General features: G+C 66.5%; 12 protein-coding genes. 8 read left to right on the top strand and 4 right to left on the bottom strand.

Annotated features, from left to right (window positions below; genetic code table 11):
• Positions 1-7: 7 nt before the first annotated feature.
• A complete protein-coding gene (gene glyA, locus Q8Z05_RS13430) occupies positions 8-1,315 on the bottom strand; it encodes a serine hydroxymethyltransferase (protein WP_305940126.1) in 1,308 nt (435 codons plus the stop codon).
• Positions 1,316-1,629: 314 nt separating this feature from the next.
• Here glyA and purU point away from each other — a divergent pair, with 314 nt between their 5' ends.
• The 3 genes from purU to Q8Z05_RS13415 all read left to right on the top strand — a co-directional run bounded on the left by purU (position 1,630) and on the right by Q8Z05_RS13415 (position 4,018).
• Positions 1,630-2,490: a formyltetrahydrofolate deformylase gene (purU, locus tag Q8Z05_RS13425; RefSeq protein ID WP_305940125.1), complete on the top strand. Its 861-nt coding sequence runs from the start codon at positions 1,630-1,632 to the stop codon at positions 2,488-2,490.
• A 9-nt stretch (positions 2,491-2,499) separates the two neighbouring features.
• Complete coding sequence (locus tag Q8Z05_RS13420; RefSeq protein ID WP_305940124.1) at positions 2,500-3,156, top strand: class I SAM-dependent methyltransferase; 657 nt, start codon at positions 2,500-2,502, stop codon at positions 3,154-3,156.
• 340 nt (positions 3,157-3,496) lie between these two features.
• Positions 3,497-4,018 carry a gamma carbonic anhydrase family protein gene (locus tag Q8Z05_RS13415; RefSeq protein WP_305940123.1) on the top strand — a complete coding sequence of 174 codons (522 nt, stop codon included), beginning with the start codon at positions 3,497-3,499 and terminating at the stop codon, positions 4,016-4,018.
• Between the two features lie 8 nt (positions 4,019-4,026).
• Here Q8Z05_RS13415 and Q8Z05_RS13410 read toward each other — a convergent pair whose 3' ends face one another.
• Both Q8Z05_RS13410 and Q8Z05_RS13405 read right to left on the bottom strand, forming a co-directional pair.
• Entirely contained in the window at positions 4,027-5,757 is a 1,731-nt protein-coding gene (locus tag Q8Z05_RS13410; protein WP_305940122.1) for a flavin monoamine oxidase family protein, read from the bottom strand.
• Positions 5,754-7,289, bottom strand: a complete 1,536-nt coding sequence (locus Q8Z05_RS13405) for an amino acid permease (RefSeq protein WP_305943560.1) — start codon at positions 7,287-7,289, stop codon at positions 5,754-5,756. The genes Q8Z05_RS13410 and Q8Z05_RS13405 overlap by 4 nt, the downstream gene beginning before the upstream one ends.
• 102 nt (positions 7,290-7,391) lie before the next feature.
• Between Q8Z05_RS13405 and alr the strand changes: the two genes are divergently transcribed.
• Both alr and Q8Z05_RS13395 read left to right on the top strand, forming a co-directional pair.
• Complete coding sequence (alr, locus tag Q8Z05_RS13400; RefSeq protein WP_305940121.1) at positions 7,392-8,600, top strand: alanine racemase; 1,209 nt, start codon at positions 7,392-7,394, stop codon at positions 8,598-8,600.
• Positions 8,590-10,194 carry a PucR family transcriptional regulator gene (locus tag Q8Z05_RS13395; protein ID WP_305943559.1) on the top strand — a complete coding sequence of 535 codons (1,605 nt, stop codon included), beginning with the start codon at positions 8,590-8,592 and terminating at the stop codon, positions 10,192-10,194. Before alr ends, Q8Z05_RS13395 begins: the two co-directional genes overlap by 11 nt.
• On the opposite strand, the gene Q8Z05_RS13390 is transcribed toward Q8Z05_RS13395, so the two are convergent.
• Entirely contained in the window at positions 10,164-10,970 is an 807-nt protein-coding gene (locus tag Q8Z05_RS13390; RefSeq protein ID WP_305940120.1) for a nitrilase-related carbon-nitrogen hydrolase, read from the bottom strand. The two genes, Q8Z05_RS13395 and Q8Z05_RS13390, sit on opposite strands and share 31 nt — an antisense overlap.
• Positions 10,971-11,196: 226 nt before the next feature.
• Here Q8Z05_RS13390 and Q8Z05_RS13385 point away from each other — a divergent pair, with 226 nt between their 5' ends.
• From Q8Z05_RS13385 to mmsB, 3 genes are all read left to right on the top strand, one after another.
• Complete coding sequence (locus tag Q8Z05_RS13385; protein ID WP_305940119.1) at positions 11,197-12,387, top strand: ROK family transcriptional regulator; 1,191 nt, start codon at positions 11,197-11,199, stop codon at positions 12,385-12,387.
• 131 nt (positions 12,388-12,518) lie between these two features.
• Positions 12,519-14,078 carry a multiple monosaccharide ABC transporter ATP-binding protein gene (gene mmsA / locus Q8Z05_RS13380; protein WP_305940118.1) on the top strand — a complete coding sequence of 520 codons (1,560 nt, stop codon included), beginning with the start codon at positions 12,519-12,521 and terminating at the stop codon, positions 14,076-14,078.
• A gap of 45 nt (positions 14,079-14,123) precedes the next feature.
• Entirely contained in the window at positions 14,124-15,395 is a 1,272-nt protein-coding gene (gene mmsB, locus Q8Z05_RS13375; RefSeq protein ID WP_305940117.1) for a multiple monosaccharide ABC transporter permease, read from the top strand.
• Positions 15,396-15,435: the final 40 nt, after the last annotated feature.

The following is a 15,435-nucleotide window of genomic DNA, read 5'->3' as shown; positions in this document are numbered from 1 at the left end:
GACGGGGTCACCACTGCTCGTGCTGCGGGTAGAGCGGGAAGTCGGCGGCGAGTTTGTCTACGCGGGCCTGCAGGGCTTCCACGTCGGTGGCGGAACCGGCCTTCAGCGCGGTGGCGATGATCTCCGCTACCTCGGTGAATTCCTCGGCGCCGAAGCCGCGCGTGGCCAGTGCCGGGGTCCCGATGCGCAGGCCGGAGGTGACCATCGGCGGGCGGGGGTCGAACGGAACGGCGTTGCGGTTCACGGTGATTCCCACCGAGTGCAGGAGGTCTTCCGCCTGCTGGCCGTCCAGCTGCGAGTTGCGCAGGTCCACCAGGACCAGGTGCACATCGGTGCCGCCGGTGAGCACGGAGACACCGGCCTCGGCGACGTCGGACTGGTTCAGGCGGTCGGCGATGATCCTGGCGCCTTCGAGTACGCGCTCCTGGCGCTCCTTGAACTCCGCGGTGCCGGCGATCTTGAAGGCAACGGCCTTGGCGGCGATGACGTGCATGAGCGGTCCGCCCTGCTGGCCGGGGAAGACGTTGGAGTTGAGCTTCTTGGCCCATTCCTGCTTGGCCAGGATCACGCCGGAGCGGGGTCCTGCGAGCGTCTTGTGCACCGTGGAGGTGACGACGTCGGAGTGCGGCACCGGGCTCGGGTGCAGGCCGGCGGCCACCAGGCCGGCGAAGTGCGCCATGTCGGTCCAGAGCAGCGCGCCGACTTCATCGGCGATGGAGCGGAAGGCTGCGAAGTCCAGGTGGCGCGGGTAGGCGGACCAGCCGGCGATGATGACCTGCGGCTTCTCGGCGATGGCCTGCTCACGGAGCTTGTCCATGTCGATCCGGAAGTTGTCCTGCTCCACCTGGTAAGCGGCAACCTGGTACAGCTTGCCGGAGAAGTTGAGCTTCATGCCGTGCGTGAGGTGGCCGCCGTGGGCCAGCGAGAGGCCCAGGATCTTGTCGCCGGGGGTGATCATGGCCGAAAGGGCCGCGGCGTTGGCCTGCGCACCGGAGTGCGGCTGGACGTTGGCGTATTCAGCGCCGAACAGGTCCTTCACGCGGTCGATCGCCAGCTGCTCGGCGATGTCCACGTACTCGCAGCCGCCGTAGTAGCGGCGGCCCGGGTAGCCCTCGGCGTACTTGTTGGTCAGGACGGAACCCTGCGCTTCCATCACGGCGCGCGGGGCAAAGTTTTCGGAGGCGATCATTTCCAGGGTGCCGCGCTGGCGGCCGAGCTCCTGGTCCAGTACGGCGGCGATCTCGGGGTCGAGCTCAGCCAGCGGCAGGTTACTGACGGCGGAGGAAGTGCTGACGGAAGTCGGTGAAGTGGTCACGAAGAACTCCTGGCTAGGGATGGGCGCTGCTAAGGTCAGGCTACCGGCTGTGACGTTGCCCTGCCCCTTGGTTACGGGAAAGCCCGTGGTCACGGGCAAGTCCCCGGTGAGGGGCAAGACAGCAGGAATCGGCAGCGGTTAGGCTGCCGGCCGGCAAAACATGACCCTCGGCCCAGGCGTACGATCCGTGGTCTTCGTTAATGCCGCTCCCTGATGGTTAGCCATCCAACGCCAGTTGCGACCGGTTAAGACTATCAAAACCTTTCCGCATCCCGTCGAAAGCACACCCTCCCCGCGCAGGTAGGCTGTTCTTCGTGACTGAAGACCAGCTGACCTCCGCCTACGTACTGACCCTCTCCTGCCCGGACCGGCCCGGCATCGTCCATGCCGTAGCGGGAGCGCTGCTCGTCGCCGGCTGCAACATTACGGACTCGCAGCAGTACGGAAGCCAGGACACCGGCACGTTCTTCATGCGAGTTGAGGCCACCACCACCATTCCTCAGGCAGACGTCCATGCTGCACTGGAGCCTGTGGCGGAAGCTTTCGGCATGCAGTGGAGCCTGGACCCCGTGGGCCGTAGGATCCGTACCCTGCTGATGGCAAGCAAGTCCGCCCACTGCCTCAACGACCTCCTGTTCCTGCAGCGCTCCGGCACGCTGCCCATCGAGATCCCCGCCATCGTGTCCAACCACGAGGACCTGGCCGGACTTGCGGAGTTCTACGGCATCCCGTTCCACTACATCCCGGTCACCCCGGACACCAAGGTCCAGGCGGAGGACGAACTGCGCAAGATCATCGCCGAGGAAGACATTGAGCTGACTGTCCTGGCCCGTTACATGCAGATTCTTTCCAACGAACTGTGCACCGAGCTCACCGGTAAGGCCATCAACATCCACCACTCGTTCCTGCCGTCCTTTAAGGGTGCGAAGCCGTACCACCAGGCGCACGCCAGGGGCGTGAAGCTGATCGGCGCCACCGCCCACTACGTCACCGCTGCCTTGGACGAGGGGCCCATCATCGAGCAGGAAGTCATCCGCGTGGACCACCGCCGCACGGCCGAGCAGTTCGTGCAGATGGGCCGTGACGTGGAGGGCCGCACCCTCGCCCAGGCCGTCCAGTGGCACGCCGAGCACCGCGTGCTGCTGGATGGCAACCGCACAGTCGTCTTCAACTAGGCCGGGGAGATGGGCGGCGAGCACAGCGGCGAGGACCGGCTGGCCGCGTTCTACAACCAGCGCGCCGTCCTCCACCCCGTTCATCCGCTCACCCCGCAGCGTGTGCTGCAGCGTGAGCGGTTCATTGCCCGGCTGAAGGCCGAAGGCAGGCATGCGGTGCTGGAGATCGGCACGGGCCCGGGGCTTGACGGGCTGAAGTTCGTCCAGGCAGGCATCAACTACACCGGTGTGGACCTCTCCGAGGAGCACGTGCGCCTGGCCACGGCCAAGGGGCTGAACGTCTCAGTTGCCAGTGTGCGGAACCTGCCGTTCGCCGACGGCGTCTTCCCGGCGGTGTGGACCATGAGCACCCTGCTGCATATCCCCAACAGCGACATCGACGACGTCGTCCGTGAACTCGTGCGCGTGGCCGCGCCCGGCGCGCCGATCGCCGTCGGGCTCTGGTCCGGGGACGATGTGGAAGTGCTCAACCCCGAAGACGTGATCCAGCCGCCGCGCTTCTTCAGCCGGCGCAGCGATGCGGCGCTCCGGCGGATCTTCGGCAGGCATGGCGATGTTGAGGAACTGTTGACGTGGCCGGAAGGAACGGGCGCGGAGTCCGGACCGGGTGCGGGCCACTGGACGCAGCATTACCAGTTCCTGGTCCTCCGCACTCCCTCCTTCTAACCCAACTAGCTAGCAGTTGAGGGAAACCCTGAGCCTAGACACCCCGCCGGTCTTTGCGCCAGCGGATGGATGACGCTGACGGCGGGCTCGAGGGAATCCGCCTGTTCAAGCTCCGCCATCAACCGGCGGAACCGCCCGGGCCCTCCTCCTCCATCCTTGCGCAGGTGTAGCCCTTGCAGCTGAAGCCCGTGACGGCCAAAACCCCGTAGTTTCATGGGCCCCAGGCTACTGAGCCGGATCTGCGGCGTCACTAGGCCGGCCTAGGAGTTTTTGTCCAGATAATCGCCTCAAACGACCCATTTGGTCCCGTTATCTGGACAAAAACTCCTAGGCTGGGCACATGGCTCCTCTTTATCCTTTTGCCGGCACCAGCCCGGACGTCCACCCTTCAGTCTTCGTCGCCCCCAGCGCCTCCGTGATCGGCAACGCCACCCTCGCCGAGGACGCCAGCGCCTTTTACGGCGTCTCGGTGCGGGCCGACACGGCCGCCATCACCGTGGGAGCGGGCAGCAACCTGCAGGACAACGTGGTGCTGCACGCGGACCCGGGCTTCCCCTGCAGCGTCGGGGCGCGTGTCAGTGTGGGGCACAGCGCCGTCGTGCACGGCTGCACGGTTGAGGACGACTGCCTCATCGGCATGAGCGCCACCATCTTGAACGGTGCGGTGATCGGCGCCGGCTCGCTGGTGGCAGCCGGCGCCGTCGTCCTCGAAGGCACGGTGGTCCCGCCGCGGTCCCTGGTGGCCGGTGTCCCGGCCAAAGTCCGCCGCGAACTCACCGATGAAGAGTTCGACGGCGTGCAGCGCAACGCCGCGCACTACCGCGAACTCGCCCAGGCGCACCGGCAAATGCACGCCGGCTAAACCGAACCTCAGTCCAGGCTGATCGGCCCCAGCGAGTCCAGCAGTTCGCCCGGCCCCGGATTCCCTGCCGCTGACCGGCCGCCGAGGTGGTTCACCACGCCCCACACCGCGTTGAGGCCGGTGGTGACCGCACCTTCGGCCCAGCCGGCAGTGAACGAAACGTCGTCGCCGGCCAGGAAGATGCCGCGCTGGGATTCGGGCAGTTTGTCCTGCTTGAAATGCGTGAACAGCCGCTGCTGGTAACGGTAGTGGCCGGGCAGGTTCGCCTTGAAGGCACCCATGAAGTTGGGGTCCGCCTCCCAGCTGACGGTGATGGGCTGGCCGATGATGTGGCTGGCGATGTCCACCCCCGGGTAGATCTGCTCCAGGGAGTGCAGCATGAGCTCCACCCGCTGGTCAGCGTCGAGCGCCAGCCACTTCAGGGCGTCGTCGTTCCACGTGTAGGAGAGCAGAATCACCGCGGGCTTGTCCGGCCCGTCGTCCAGCAGGTAGGTGGCACGGTTCAGCCGGTCGGTCAGCGTCATGGACAGGACATCGCGGCCCGTTGCCGGATCAGTGTCCTTCCAGAACGGGCGGTCCACCATGACGAAGGTCTTGGACGACTGCATGTAGTGCGAGCGCTCAATCGCCGTCCACAGCTCCGCCGGGAACAACGCTTCCTCGGTGTGGATCCGGGTGGACAGCAGCCAGGACTGGCACGTGGTGACGACGGCGGGATAGCTCGCTTCCCGGCCCCAGCGTTCGCGGAGGCGAAGGTCGCCGTTGGCGTCCCGGCTGATGCGGTCCACGGCGCCGCGCGGGGAGCCGGAATGCAGCGACGCCAGCGATGTCCCTTCCGGCCAGTGGGCCATGCCCGACGGGGTGTGCTGCCACAGCGCCTCGGGGAGCCGCTGCGCTCCCCCGGCAATGAGGCGGTGCTGGTCGTCGGCATCGGTATAGACGACGCGCAGGATTTCGAGGATGGAGTTGGGGAAGTCGGTATCCCAGCCGCCGGTGCCGAACCCCACCTGCCCGAATGCTTCACGGTGCGCAAAGCCCGCCTTCTTGAAGGACTCGCTGGCCGCGATGAAGCCGTAGAACGTCTGTTCGTCCATCAGCGGCAGGAGTTCGTTCCAGATCTCCTTGATCCGGGCCGTGTCCCGCGCCCGGATGGCGTCCTGCATCTCGCTGAATTTGGCGCCGTCGTTCACGGCGGCCTTCCACGCATCCGCCACCTCGCGGAAGAACGGCGGCAGGTCCGCCGGCGTGCTGGCGTAGTGCTTCTGGCCGGCCAGCTCAATCACGGTGCTGGAGGTGGCCGGTGCCAGCGGGTTGGGGAACTCCTGGGTCTGCAGGCCCAGCAGGTCCACGTAGTGGTAGAACGCCTTGCCGGACACGGGGAACCGCATGCCGCCAAGGTCCGCCACCACGCCCGGGGCCGACGGGAAGCTGGCGGTCCGCAGCCGGCCGCCGATCTGGTCGGCTTCATAAAGGACAGGGCGGAGGCCCAGTTTCATCAGTTCGTAGGCCGTGACCAGTCCGGACAGGCCTGCGCCGACCACTGCCACTTCGGTCCCGTACAGCTCGGGCGGGACGGAGCCGAGCCCGTCCGGGTGGGCCAAGTAGTGATCATAGCTGAAAGGGAAGTCCGGGTTCAGCATGGTGATGGGGGCATCGGCTGCCGCGCCCCGCGTTGGGGCGGGCTGGAGGCCGGGGGCCGCAGCGGGGTCGTTGGCCGGCAGTTCGGTGGCGATGGTCATGAAAGGTCTGCCTTCGTCGGTTCGGTGGTGGACATTGCTGAAGTTTCGCGCCCGGTCAGTTCACGGTATTCCTCGTGGCCCAATGCCGCCACCTTGGAGTGCTTGCGGCCGTAGCCGAAGTAGGCGGCGAGTCCCACCAGCATCCAGATGCCGAAGACCGCCCACGTGTCAGCGCCGAGGTTGGCCATGAGGTAGGCGCACATGAGGGCGCCGAGGATCGGGGTGAGCGGGAACAGCGGCACCCGGAAGGTGCGCCTGAGTTCGGGCCGGTTGCGGCGCAGGTAGATGACGGCCACGTTGACCAGGGCAAAGGCGAACAGGGTGCCGATGCTGGTGGCATCCGCCAGGTCCCCGAGCGGTACCAGGCCGGCGGTGAGGGCCACGAGGACGCCCACGATCACGGTCCCGGCAACCGGGGTGCCGGTGCGGGAGGAGACGCGGCCGAAAATCCGCGGGATGAGGCCGTCGCGGGCCATGGAGAGAAGGATGCGGGTCTGCCCGTAGAGGACGGTCAGCACGATGCTGGCGATGGCAAGCACGGCGCCGACGGCGAAGACCAGTGCAATCCACGGCTGGCCGGTGGTTTCTTCGAGGATTTTCACGAGCGCGGCCTCAGTGCCGTCGAACCAGCCCCAGGGGCGGGCGCCGATGGCGGCCACAGCCACCAGGACGTAGATGGTGGTGACGATGACCATGGAGAGCATGATGGCGCGCGGCAGGTCCCGCTTGGGATTGCGCGCTTCCTCGCCGGCGGTGGAGGCGGCGTCGAAGCCGATGTAGGAGAAGAAGACCGTCGACGCAGCGGCCGAGACGCCGGCGGCGCCCATCGGAAGGAGCGGTTCGAAGTTGCCGGCATTGAAGGCCGTGAAGGCCACGGCGCAGAAGAAGATGAGGATGCCCACCTTGATCACCACGATCGCGGTGTTGATCCAGGCGCTTTCCCTGGCGCCGCGGACCAGCAGAATCGTGGCGAGGACCACGATGACCATGGCCGGGATGTTCATGATGCCACCGTCGCCGGGCGGCTGGGACACGGAGTCCGGAAGGACCTGCCCGAAGACCGCCAGGGTCTCGTTGACGTACTGGCCCGCACCAACGGCCACGGCGGCCACCGACACTGCGTACTCGAGTACCAGGCACCAGCCGCAGATCCACGCCATGCCCTCGCCCATGGTGGCGTAGGTGTAGGAGTAGCTGGAGCCGGCCACCGGGACCAGGCCTGCCATTTCGGCGTAGGAGACGGCGGAGAGCAGGGCGGCCAGACCGGCGATGGCGAACGAAATCCAGATGGCGGGACCGGCCAGCGGCACAGACTCGCCAAGGATCACCAGAATGCCGGTTCCCAGCGTGGCGCCCACGCTGATCATGGTCAGCTGCAGGACTCCGAAACTGCGGACCAGCCTGGTGCCGCCATGGCCGGTTTCGGCCTCGCTGACCATCTGGCCGATCGGCTTGCGGCGCAGCAGTTGCGCAGCCAGGCCCGGACGGCGGGCAGCAGCCGGCGGCCGGCCGGTGAGTGTAGGCACAGTCATCATTGACGTCCGTTCGTGAGTAGTTATCGGCTTTCCCCTGGTCCAGCTTAGGTTTGTGAGCCACCTCTCACGGTTGTGCAAAATGACCTATAGTGATCTGGCATGAGACTTAATGCACACAGTAAGGGCCCGCGGAATGCGGCGCTCACCGGGCAGGTCAGCGTTGACCTCTCGGCCATTTCAGACAACATCCGCACGCTCCGTGAGCGCTCAGCGGCTCCCCATTTCATGGCCGTGGTGAAGGGCAATGCCTACGGCCACGGGCTCGTGGACGTCGCCCGGACGGCCCTGTCCGCGGGCGCGGACTGGCTGGGGACGGCACAGCTTCACGAGGCGATCGCGCTGCGCCGGGCAGGCATCACCGCCCCGGTGCTGTCGTGGCTTTACCTCGCGGCCGCCTCCAGCGGGACCATCCGGGAAGCGCTGGAGTACGACGTCGATGTCTCGCTTGGCAGCGTCGCCCAGCTGGACGTCGTGGCTGGCATCGCCCGCCGGCTGGGCCGCCCCGCCGTGGTCCACCTTGAACTGGACACGGGGCTGAGCCGCGGCGGAGCGCGGGCGGAGGACTGGGCGGAGCTGGTGGCCGCGGCCCGGGCGGCAGAGCGTGACGGCACGCTCCTGGTCCGGGGCGTCTGGACGCATCTGGCCTGGGCCGACGTTCCCGCGCATCCTGCCAATGTGGCGGCTGTGGGTGCTTTCGAAGAGGCCGTCCGCGCGGCCCGGGCGGCCGGCCTCGACCCCGCCCTCCGGCACGTTTCGAGTTCCGCCAACATCCTGGACCGGCCCGAGTTCGCGTTCGACATGGTGCGGGCCGGCCTGGCTTTCTACGGGCTGGCCCCCGCGGACCACCTTGCCCCGGCCGACTTCGGCCTGCGCCCCGCGCTCACCGTTACCGCGCCCGTGGTGCTGGTCAAGAAAGTCCCGGCAGGAACCGGCGTCAGCTACGAGCACCAGGCCATCACGCACGAGCCGAGGTACCTTGGGCTGATCCCGCTGGGCTACGCGGACGGCATCCCCAAAGGCATCTCGGGCCGCAGCCTGATCCTCCTCGGGGGCCGCCGGGTTGCGGTGATCGGCAAGGTCTGTATGGACCAGTTCATGGTGGACCTGGGCCCGGATTCCAGCGGTGTGGCCGTTGGTGACACAGCCGTGCTATTTGGTGACCCGAGCACCGGAGCGGCGAGCGCCGATGACTGGGGCGCGGCAATCGGCAGCCACGGCGACGAGATCATCAACCGGATCGCCCCGCGCCTGCCGCGGGCCTACGAGTGCCCGGATTACCAGGAGGCCGGTGGTCCCGTTGGCGCCTGAGGCCGCTGCCGAACGGCTCGGCTTCGTCACGCTGGAACAGTTCCTGCAGACGCTGCCGCCGGAGCTGAAAATACTGCACGACGGCGGCAACGGTGCCAGCATGCTGCGCTGGGTGGAGCCGAGCGAATTGGAGGACCCCACGCCCTACCTGCTGGACGGCGAGTTCATCCTCACCGCCGGGCTGCCGTTCCTCGGCGACGGCGGCAGCCCGGGAAAGATGGACGCGTACGTGCAGCGGCTGGTCGGCGCCGGCGTGGGGGCCCTGGGGTTCGGACTGGAACCGTACTTCGATGCTGTTCCCGAGACACTGGTCGCAGCCTGCCGGCGCCACAACCTGACGCTGGTGGAGTTCCCCAGGACTGTCCCGTTCGCGGCGATCGGGCTGGCTTTTTCGCAGCTGCTGGAATCGGACAACGCCAGGGTGTTCCGGCAATTGGCGGACACCAACCGGCAGCTGATGCGGGCGGTCCTTTCAGCCAGGCCGGAACACGAACTCCTTGCGGCGCTGGCGCAGCGGGTTCCGGTCTGGGCTCTGCTCGTCGGAGCCGACGGCCGGATCCGCGCCCGGTCATCGGCCGCCGGAAGCGCGGCCCCGCCCGGCGCCGTCGAACTTTCCGCCCTGCAGCCGCTGCTGAAACGGCTGCTGGCGGGCAGCGGCCCCCGGGTGGAAATGGAGTCCCTCGAGGAGCCGGGGTCGTCCCTGGTGTTCGGCCATCCCCTCCGCAGCACCCGGGATGCCAACCTCGGCGCGCTGGTCCTGGGATCCGGCGGGCCCCTCACGCCGGCGCAGAACAGCGTGGTGTCCTCCGTGGTGGGGCTCCTGGAACTGCTGGTGCGGCAGCGGACCAGCGGCTCGCTGGCGCCGAGCCAGCTGGCGACGGCGCTCCTGCTGCACCCGGAGAGCGCCACCTCGGGCGGCACGAAGCACGTCAACGGGCTCAGGGACCTCCTGGCACAGAGCATTTCCTCCACGCGCTCGGCCCCGCTGCGGGTGGTCCAGGGCGTGAAGGCGGAGCCCGGCGGGCCCGGCGACAGTCCCGTCCGGGAACTGCTGCAGTGGCGCCGGATGTTCGACACCAAACTGGTGGAGCTCACCGACTACGGCTTCACCGCCATTACCCGTCTGAAGGTGGACGATGCCCTGCTCGCCGAGACGGAAGCGCTGGGCTGGCGGCTGGTGGTCGGGGATGCCACGGAGTTCCAGGAACTGGCATCCGCCTACCGGCGGGTGACGTCACTGCGGGCACGGGTAGAGGCAACCGGCCGGAGCGCCCGGGTGGACGAGGTAACCTGGTCCGTGGCCGGGCTGCTCGGCCGCGAAGCCGGAACCATGCTGGCGGCCCGGCTCCTGGAACCGGTGCTCAGCCAGGAGGATCCCGAGCGGCGGAACGCCCAGCTGGCGGTGCTGCGGACCTGGCTGGGTGAGAACGGGAGCTGGGATGCCACTGCCAAGGCCCTGGGCCTGCACCGCAACAGTGTCCGTCGCCAGGTCAACGCCCTTGCTGAGCTGCTGGACACCGACCTCAACCTGGCCCAGGTACGCGCGGAGCTCTGGTTTGCCCTTCAGTACGTGGACGACTCCCAGTCGCGGTAGAGGTCCGGCCGGCGCTCCCGAAGGTATGGCACTTCCGCGCGCGCGTCGCGGGCACTCGCCGCGGAGACGTCGGCGTACAGCAGTTCCGGCTCCGCTCCGGCAGCGGCCAGCAGGGCGCCGTCGGGACCTGCAATGACGCTGAGGCCCAGGAATTCCACGCCGTCCTCCTCCCCCGCATGGTTGGCATAGGCCACGGTCAGCTGGCTTTCCAGCGCCCGGGCGCGCAGCAGGACCCGGGGCACGGAATCGAAGCCCCGGGACAGGGCGGTGGGAACCAGCAGGAGTTCGGCACCGCGGACGGCGGCGGCCCGCACCGCTTCGGGGAACTCGACGTCGTAACAGATCACCATGGACGTCTTGATCCCCAGGAAGTCGACGACGGCGGGAGGTTCCGCCGCCGGGCTGAACGCCCCTCGTTCCTCCGCACCGAACAGGTGCACTTTGGCGTAGTTCATCAGCTCCGCGCCCTGATGGTCCACCAGGGTGGAAGTGATCTGCCACCGCCCGTCCGGGCGAACGGCGGGCAGGCTGTAGACCAGGGCAATGCCGTTCCTCCGGGCGATGCCGGCCAGCGTCCGGCGGATGGACGGGAGCGTCCCGGGATCCAGTTCGGCCCGGACCCGGCGCGGCGCATATCCCACCGGGAACAATTCCGGGGTCAGCAGGACCCGGGCTCCGGCCGCGGCGGCGGTCCGCGCAGCGTCGTCGACCGTCCCGCAGTTTGCTTCCACATCAAGGACTGCAGCGTTCGCCTGCAGGAGTGCCAGCAGCACCATTACCACCTCTATAGTCTCCGGGACGGCCGCGGGAAGCACGGCACGCCTCTTGTTGCAGCCTCTTCCTCCCAGCGTAGCCAAGGTGCAGACTGGGCCGTAGGTGCATTTCCACCCGGAAAACGGGCCCTGCAGTGCGGAACGTCCGCGCGTGCGGCGCGGGCACTGCGCTTGTGCTCTTGCGTTAACTTCTTGACTACAACGGTGCAGATGGTGCACGCTTCATTGCATGCCCTCATCACCGCGCTCAACGAGGAGCCGAACCAAAAATCCTGGTTCACAGTCCGCTTTGAGGCACCTGAACCAGCAACGGATCATCGAATGCCTCCTGAACGGCCCGTCAACCCAGGCTGAACTCGCCCGGCAGACCGGCCTTTCCACGGCCACGGTCTCCAACATCGTCAAAATCATGCAGGACGCCGGGCTGGCGTCCACGGAACCGACCACCAGTTCCGGCCGTCGGGCACTGAACGTCCGGCTCAACAGCAACGGGGCCGTGGCCGTTGGGATCGACTTCGGCCGCCGCCACCTCCGTGTGGTCCTCGCGACGCTGAGCTACCACATCATCGCTGAGGAATCAGTACTGCTGCCTCTCGGCCACCACGCGGACGAAGGCATTAGCGCCGCCGTCGAGCTCCTGGCCAAACTGCTGGCGGAAAGCGGTGTGGAACGCAGCGCGATCGTCGGCGCCGGCGTCGGAATCCCGGGCCCCATCGACCGCCGGACGGGCACCGTGGCGCAGGGGGCGATCCTGCCCGAGTGGGTGGGAATCAACATCCTTCAGTACCTCGAAGACACCCTGAATTTCCCCGTCTTTATTGACAACGACGCCAATCTTGGCGCCCTGGCCGAGGTGACGTGGGGTCCCCACAGCGGCATCAGCAACCTGATGTTCATGAAGATCGGCTCGGGCATCGGCGCCGGACTGATCCTCAACGGCGCCCCGTACTATGGCAACGTGGGGATCACCGGCGAAATAGGCCACGCCACCATTCATGAACACGGCCTGATCTGCCGCTGCGGGAACCGGGGGTGCCTGGAAACCATCGCCTCCACCACCACCATGATCGAGCTCCTCGGCCGGGGCGAGGAGAAGCCGCTCAGCGCGGAGGACATCGTCCGCAAAGCGCTGGAGCGGGACTCCGCCACCCTGCGTGTCATCGACGACGCCGGCCTGGCCGTGGGCCGGGCACTGGGCAACGTGGCCAACCTCATCAACCCCGAAGTCATTGTGGTGGGCGGTCCGCTGGCCGGGCTCGGAGACCTCCTCCTGGATCCCATCCGGCGGGGCCTGGTGCGCCACGCCGTGCCCGTCATCGGGGAAACCACAACCCTCACCATGTCCTCCCTCGGGGACCGGGCGGAGGCGCTGGGGGCGGCCGCTTTGGTGTTCCAGCATGCGGGAATCCGCCGCTCCTGAATCTTTTCGTTATCCGGCTGTTGCGTTAAAGACTTGACGACAAGGGCTGTGATCCAGTTTACTTTTTCATCAGACGGCCCTGCGGTTTGCGGGGCGGACAACGAAGTCATGCATTGGAGGCGTAAGGGCAAATGACGTCCCAGACCACGCACAACGATCCGATCCTTCTCGAGATGCGGTCCATCACCAAGGAATTTCCCGGCGTTAAAGCTTTGTCCGAGGTAAGCCTGCGAGTGAAGGCCGGAGAGATCCACGCCATCTGCGGCGAGAACGGCGCCGGCAAGTCCACCCTCATGAAGGTCCTGTCCGGCGTGTACCCGTACGGCACCTACAGCGGCGACATCGTTTACCAGAACGAGGTCCAGCAGTTCCGGGACATCCGGGCCAGCGAGCAGGCCGGCATCGTGATCATCCACCAGGAACTCGCGCTCATCCCGGAACTCTCCATCATGGAGAACATCTTCCTGGGCAACGAGCCCACCAAGCGCGGCATCATCGACTGGGCCGAGGCCCGGACGCGGTCAACCGAACTGCTGGCCCGGGTGGGCCTGCGCGAGGATCCGGATACCGCCATCAAGGAAATCGGCGTCGGCAAGCAGCAGCTCGTGGAGATCGCCAAGGCGCTGAGCAAGTCGGTGAAGCTCCTGATCCTGGACGAGCCCACGGCGGCGCTGAACGAGTCCGACTCCCAGCACCTGCTGGACCTTATGCTGGGGCTCAAGGGCCGCGGCATCACGTCCATCATCATTTCCCACAAGCTCAACGAGATCGAGCAGATCGCGGACTCCATCACCATCATCCGTGACGGCAAGTCCATCGAAACCCTCGACGTGAAGGCCGACGGCGTGGATGAGGACCGCATCATCAAGGGCATGGTGGGCCGCACGCTCGAATCACGCTTCCCGGACCACGAACCAAACATCGGCGAGGTGTTCTTCGAGGTCAAGGACTGGAACGTGGGCCACCCGCAGATCCAGGACCGCCTGGTCTGCAAGAATTCCAGCTTCTTTGTCCGCCGGGGCGAGATTGTCGGTTTCGCCGGGCTCATGGGCGCAGGCCGCACCGAGCTGGCCCGCTCCGTGTTCGGCCGCTCCTACGGCCGGTTCATTTCCGGACATATCTACAAGGACGGCAAGGAGATCACGCTCCGCACCGTCCGCCAGGCGATCGATGCCGGCCTGGGCTACGTCACCGAGGACCGCAAGTCGCTGGGGCTGAACCTCCTGGATGACATCAAGACCACCACCGTTGCGGCCAACCTGAAGAAGATCAGCAGGCACAACGTCGTGGACCCCAACAAGGAATTCACGGTCGCGGAGCAGTACCGGAAGTCGCTGCGCACCAAGACACCTTCAGTGGAAGAAGGCGTCGCCAAGCTCTCGGGCGGGAACCAGCAGAAGGTGGTGCTCGCCAAATGGATGTTCACCGATCCGGACCTGCTGATCCTGGACGAGCCCACCCGCGGCATCGATGTGGGCGCCAAGTACGAGATCTACGGCATCATCCAGCAGCTGGCCAACCAGGGCAAGGGAGTGATCGTGATCTCCTCCGAATTGCCGGAACTGCTGGGCCTCTCCGACCGCATCTACACCATCTTCGAAGGCGCCATCACCGGTGTCCTGAACAAGGATGAAGCCAGCCAGGAAAGCCTGATGAAGCTCATGACATCCGCCCGCAAGACCGCCGCCTGACCTTCTGGATAACTCCAGAACCTTCCAGACACAAGGACCGAAACAATGAACGCGCTCAAGAAGCTCTTTGGCGGCAACACCCGCCAATTCGGCATGATCTTCGCCCTGGTTGCACTGATCGTCTTTTTCCAGATTTTCACCGAGGGCCGCACGCTCACCCCGGGCAACGTCATCAACCTCTTCAACGGCAACTCCTACATCCTGATCCTGGCCATCGGCATGGTGCTGGTCATCATCGCCGGCCACATCGACCTCTCCGTGGGTTCCGTGGCAGCATTCGTCGGCGTCACCGTGGCCCTGGCGATCCGTGACTGGGGCATCCCCTGGTACGCCGGCGTCCTCCTCGGCCTGGCCCTCGGGGCGCTGATCGGGGCGTGGCAAGGGTTCTGGACGGCCTATGTGGGCATCCCCGCCTTCATCGTGACCCTCGCCGGCATGCTGCTCTTCCGCGGCTTCAACCAGTACGTCGGAAAGTCCAACACCATCCCCGTGCCTGCCGACTTCCAGACGATCGGCTCCGGCTACCTTCCTGAATTCGGGCCGAACACCGGCTACAACAACTGGACCCTGATCCTCGGCGTCCTGGCTGTCGCCTTCGTGATCTTCAGCGAGGTGCGTTCACGCCGCCGGGCAATCGCCCTCGGCGCTGAAGTCCCCGAAGCCTGGGTGATGATCCTCAAGCTGGTCCTGATCTGCGGTGCCATCCTCTACGCCACGTACCTGTTCGCCACCGGCCGCCCGGGCACGTCCTTCCCGATTCCCGGCCTGATCCTGGCAGCCCTGGTGATCATCTACGGCTTCATCTCCTCCAAGACCATCGTGGGCCGCCACATCTACGCCGTCGGCGGCAACCGCCACGCCGCTGAACTCTCGGGAGTGCAGTCCAAGAAGGTCAACTTCCTGGTCATGATGAACATGTCCATCCTCGCCGGCCTGGCCGGCATGATCTTCGTGGGCCGCTCCACCGCCTCCGGCCCGTTCGACGGCGTCGGCTGGGAACTGGACGCCATCGCAGCCGTGTTCATCGGCGGCGCCGCAGTGACCGGCGGCGTGGGCACCGTGATCGGCTCGATCGTCGGCGGCCTGGTCATGGCCGTCCTGAACAACGGCCTGCAGCTCCTCGGCGTCGGCGCGGACCTCACCCAGATCATCAAGGGCCTCGTCCTCCTGATCGCCGTCGCCTTCGACGTCTACAACAAGACCCAGGGCAAGAAATCCATCATCGGCATGATGATGAAAAACTTCGGCGGCAAGAGCACCGAACTCCAGCCGGACGAGACGACAGCCACCAAGGATGTCATCCGCAAGGAAGCCTGAGCGCTTCCCCACGAATCTCCGCACACCATCTATAGAAAGT

The organism is Arthrobacter oryzae (assembly GCF_030718995.1).
In the GTDB taxonomy this organism is placed as follows: domain Bacteria; phylum Actinomycetota; class Actinomycetes; order Actinomycetales; family Micrococcaceae; genus Arthrobacter; species Arthrobacter oryzae_C.
This window is presented reverse-complemented; position numbering and strand designations above follow the sequence as displayed.

Excerpts from the sequence above, each read along its gene's own strand:
- Q8Z05_RS13420 (WP_305940124.1), top strand. The coding sequence starts at position 2,500 with ATGGGCGGCGAGCACAGCGGCGAGGACCGGCTGGCCGCGTTCTACAAC.
- Q8Z05_RS13415 (WP_305940123.1), top strand. The coding sequence starts at position 3,497 with ATGGCTCCTCTTTATCCTTTTGCCGGCACCAGCCCGGACGTCCACCCT.
- Q8Z05_RS13410 (WP_305940122.1), bottom strand. The coding sequence starts at position 5,757 with ATGACCATCGCCACCGAACTGCCGGCCAACGACCCCGCTGCGGCCCCC.
- Q8Z05_RS13405 (WP_305943560.1), bottom strand. The coding sequence starts at position 7,289 with ATGACTGTGCCTACACTCACCGGCCGGCCGCCGGCTGCTGCCCGCCGT.
- alr (WP_305940121.1), top strand. The coding sequence starts at position 7,392 with ATGAGACTTAATGCACACAGTAAGGGCCCGCGGAATGCGGCGCTCACC.
- Q8Z05_RS13390 (WP_305940120.1), bottom strand. The coding sequence starts at position 10,970 with ATGGTGCTGCTGGCACTCCTGCAGGCGAACGCTGCAGTCCTTGATGTG.
- Q8Z05_RS13385 (WP_305940119.1), top strand. The coding sequence starts at position 11,197 with ATGCCCTCATCACCGCGCTCAACGAGGAGCCGAACCAAAAATCCTGGT.
- mmsA (WP_305940118.1), top strand. The coding sequence starts at position 12,519 with ATGACGTCCCAGACCACGCACAACGATCCGATCCTTCTCGAGATGCGG.
- mmsB (WP_305940117.1), top strand. The coding sequence starts at position 14,124 with ATGAACGCGCTCAAGAAGCTCTTTGGCGGCAACACCCGCCAATTCGGC.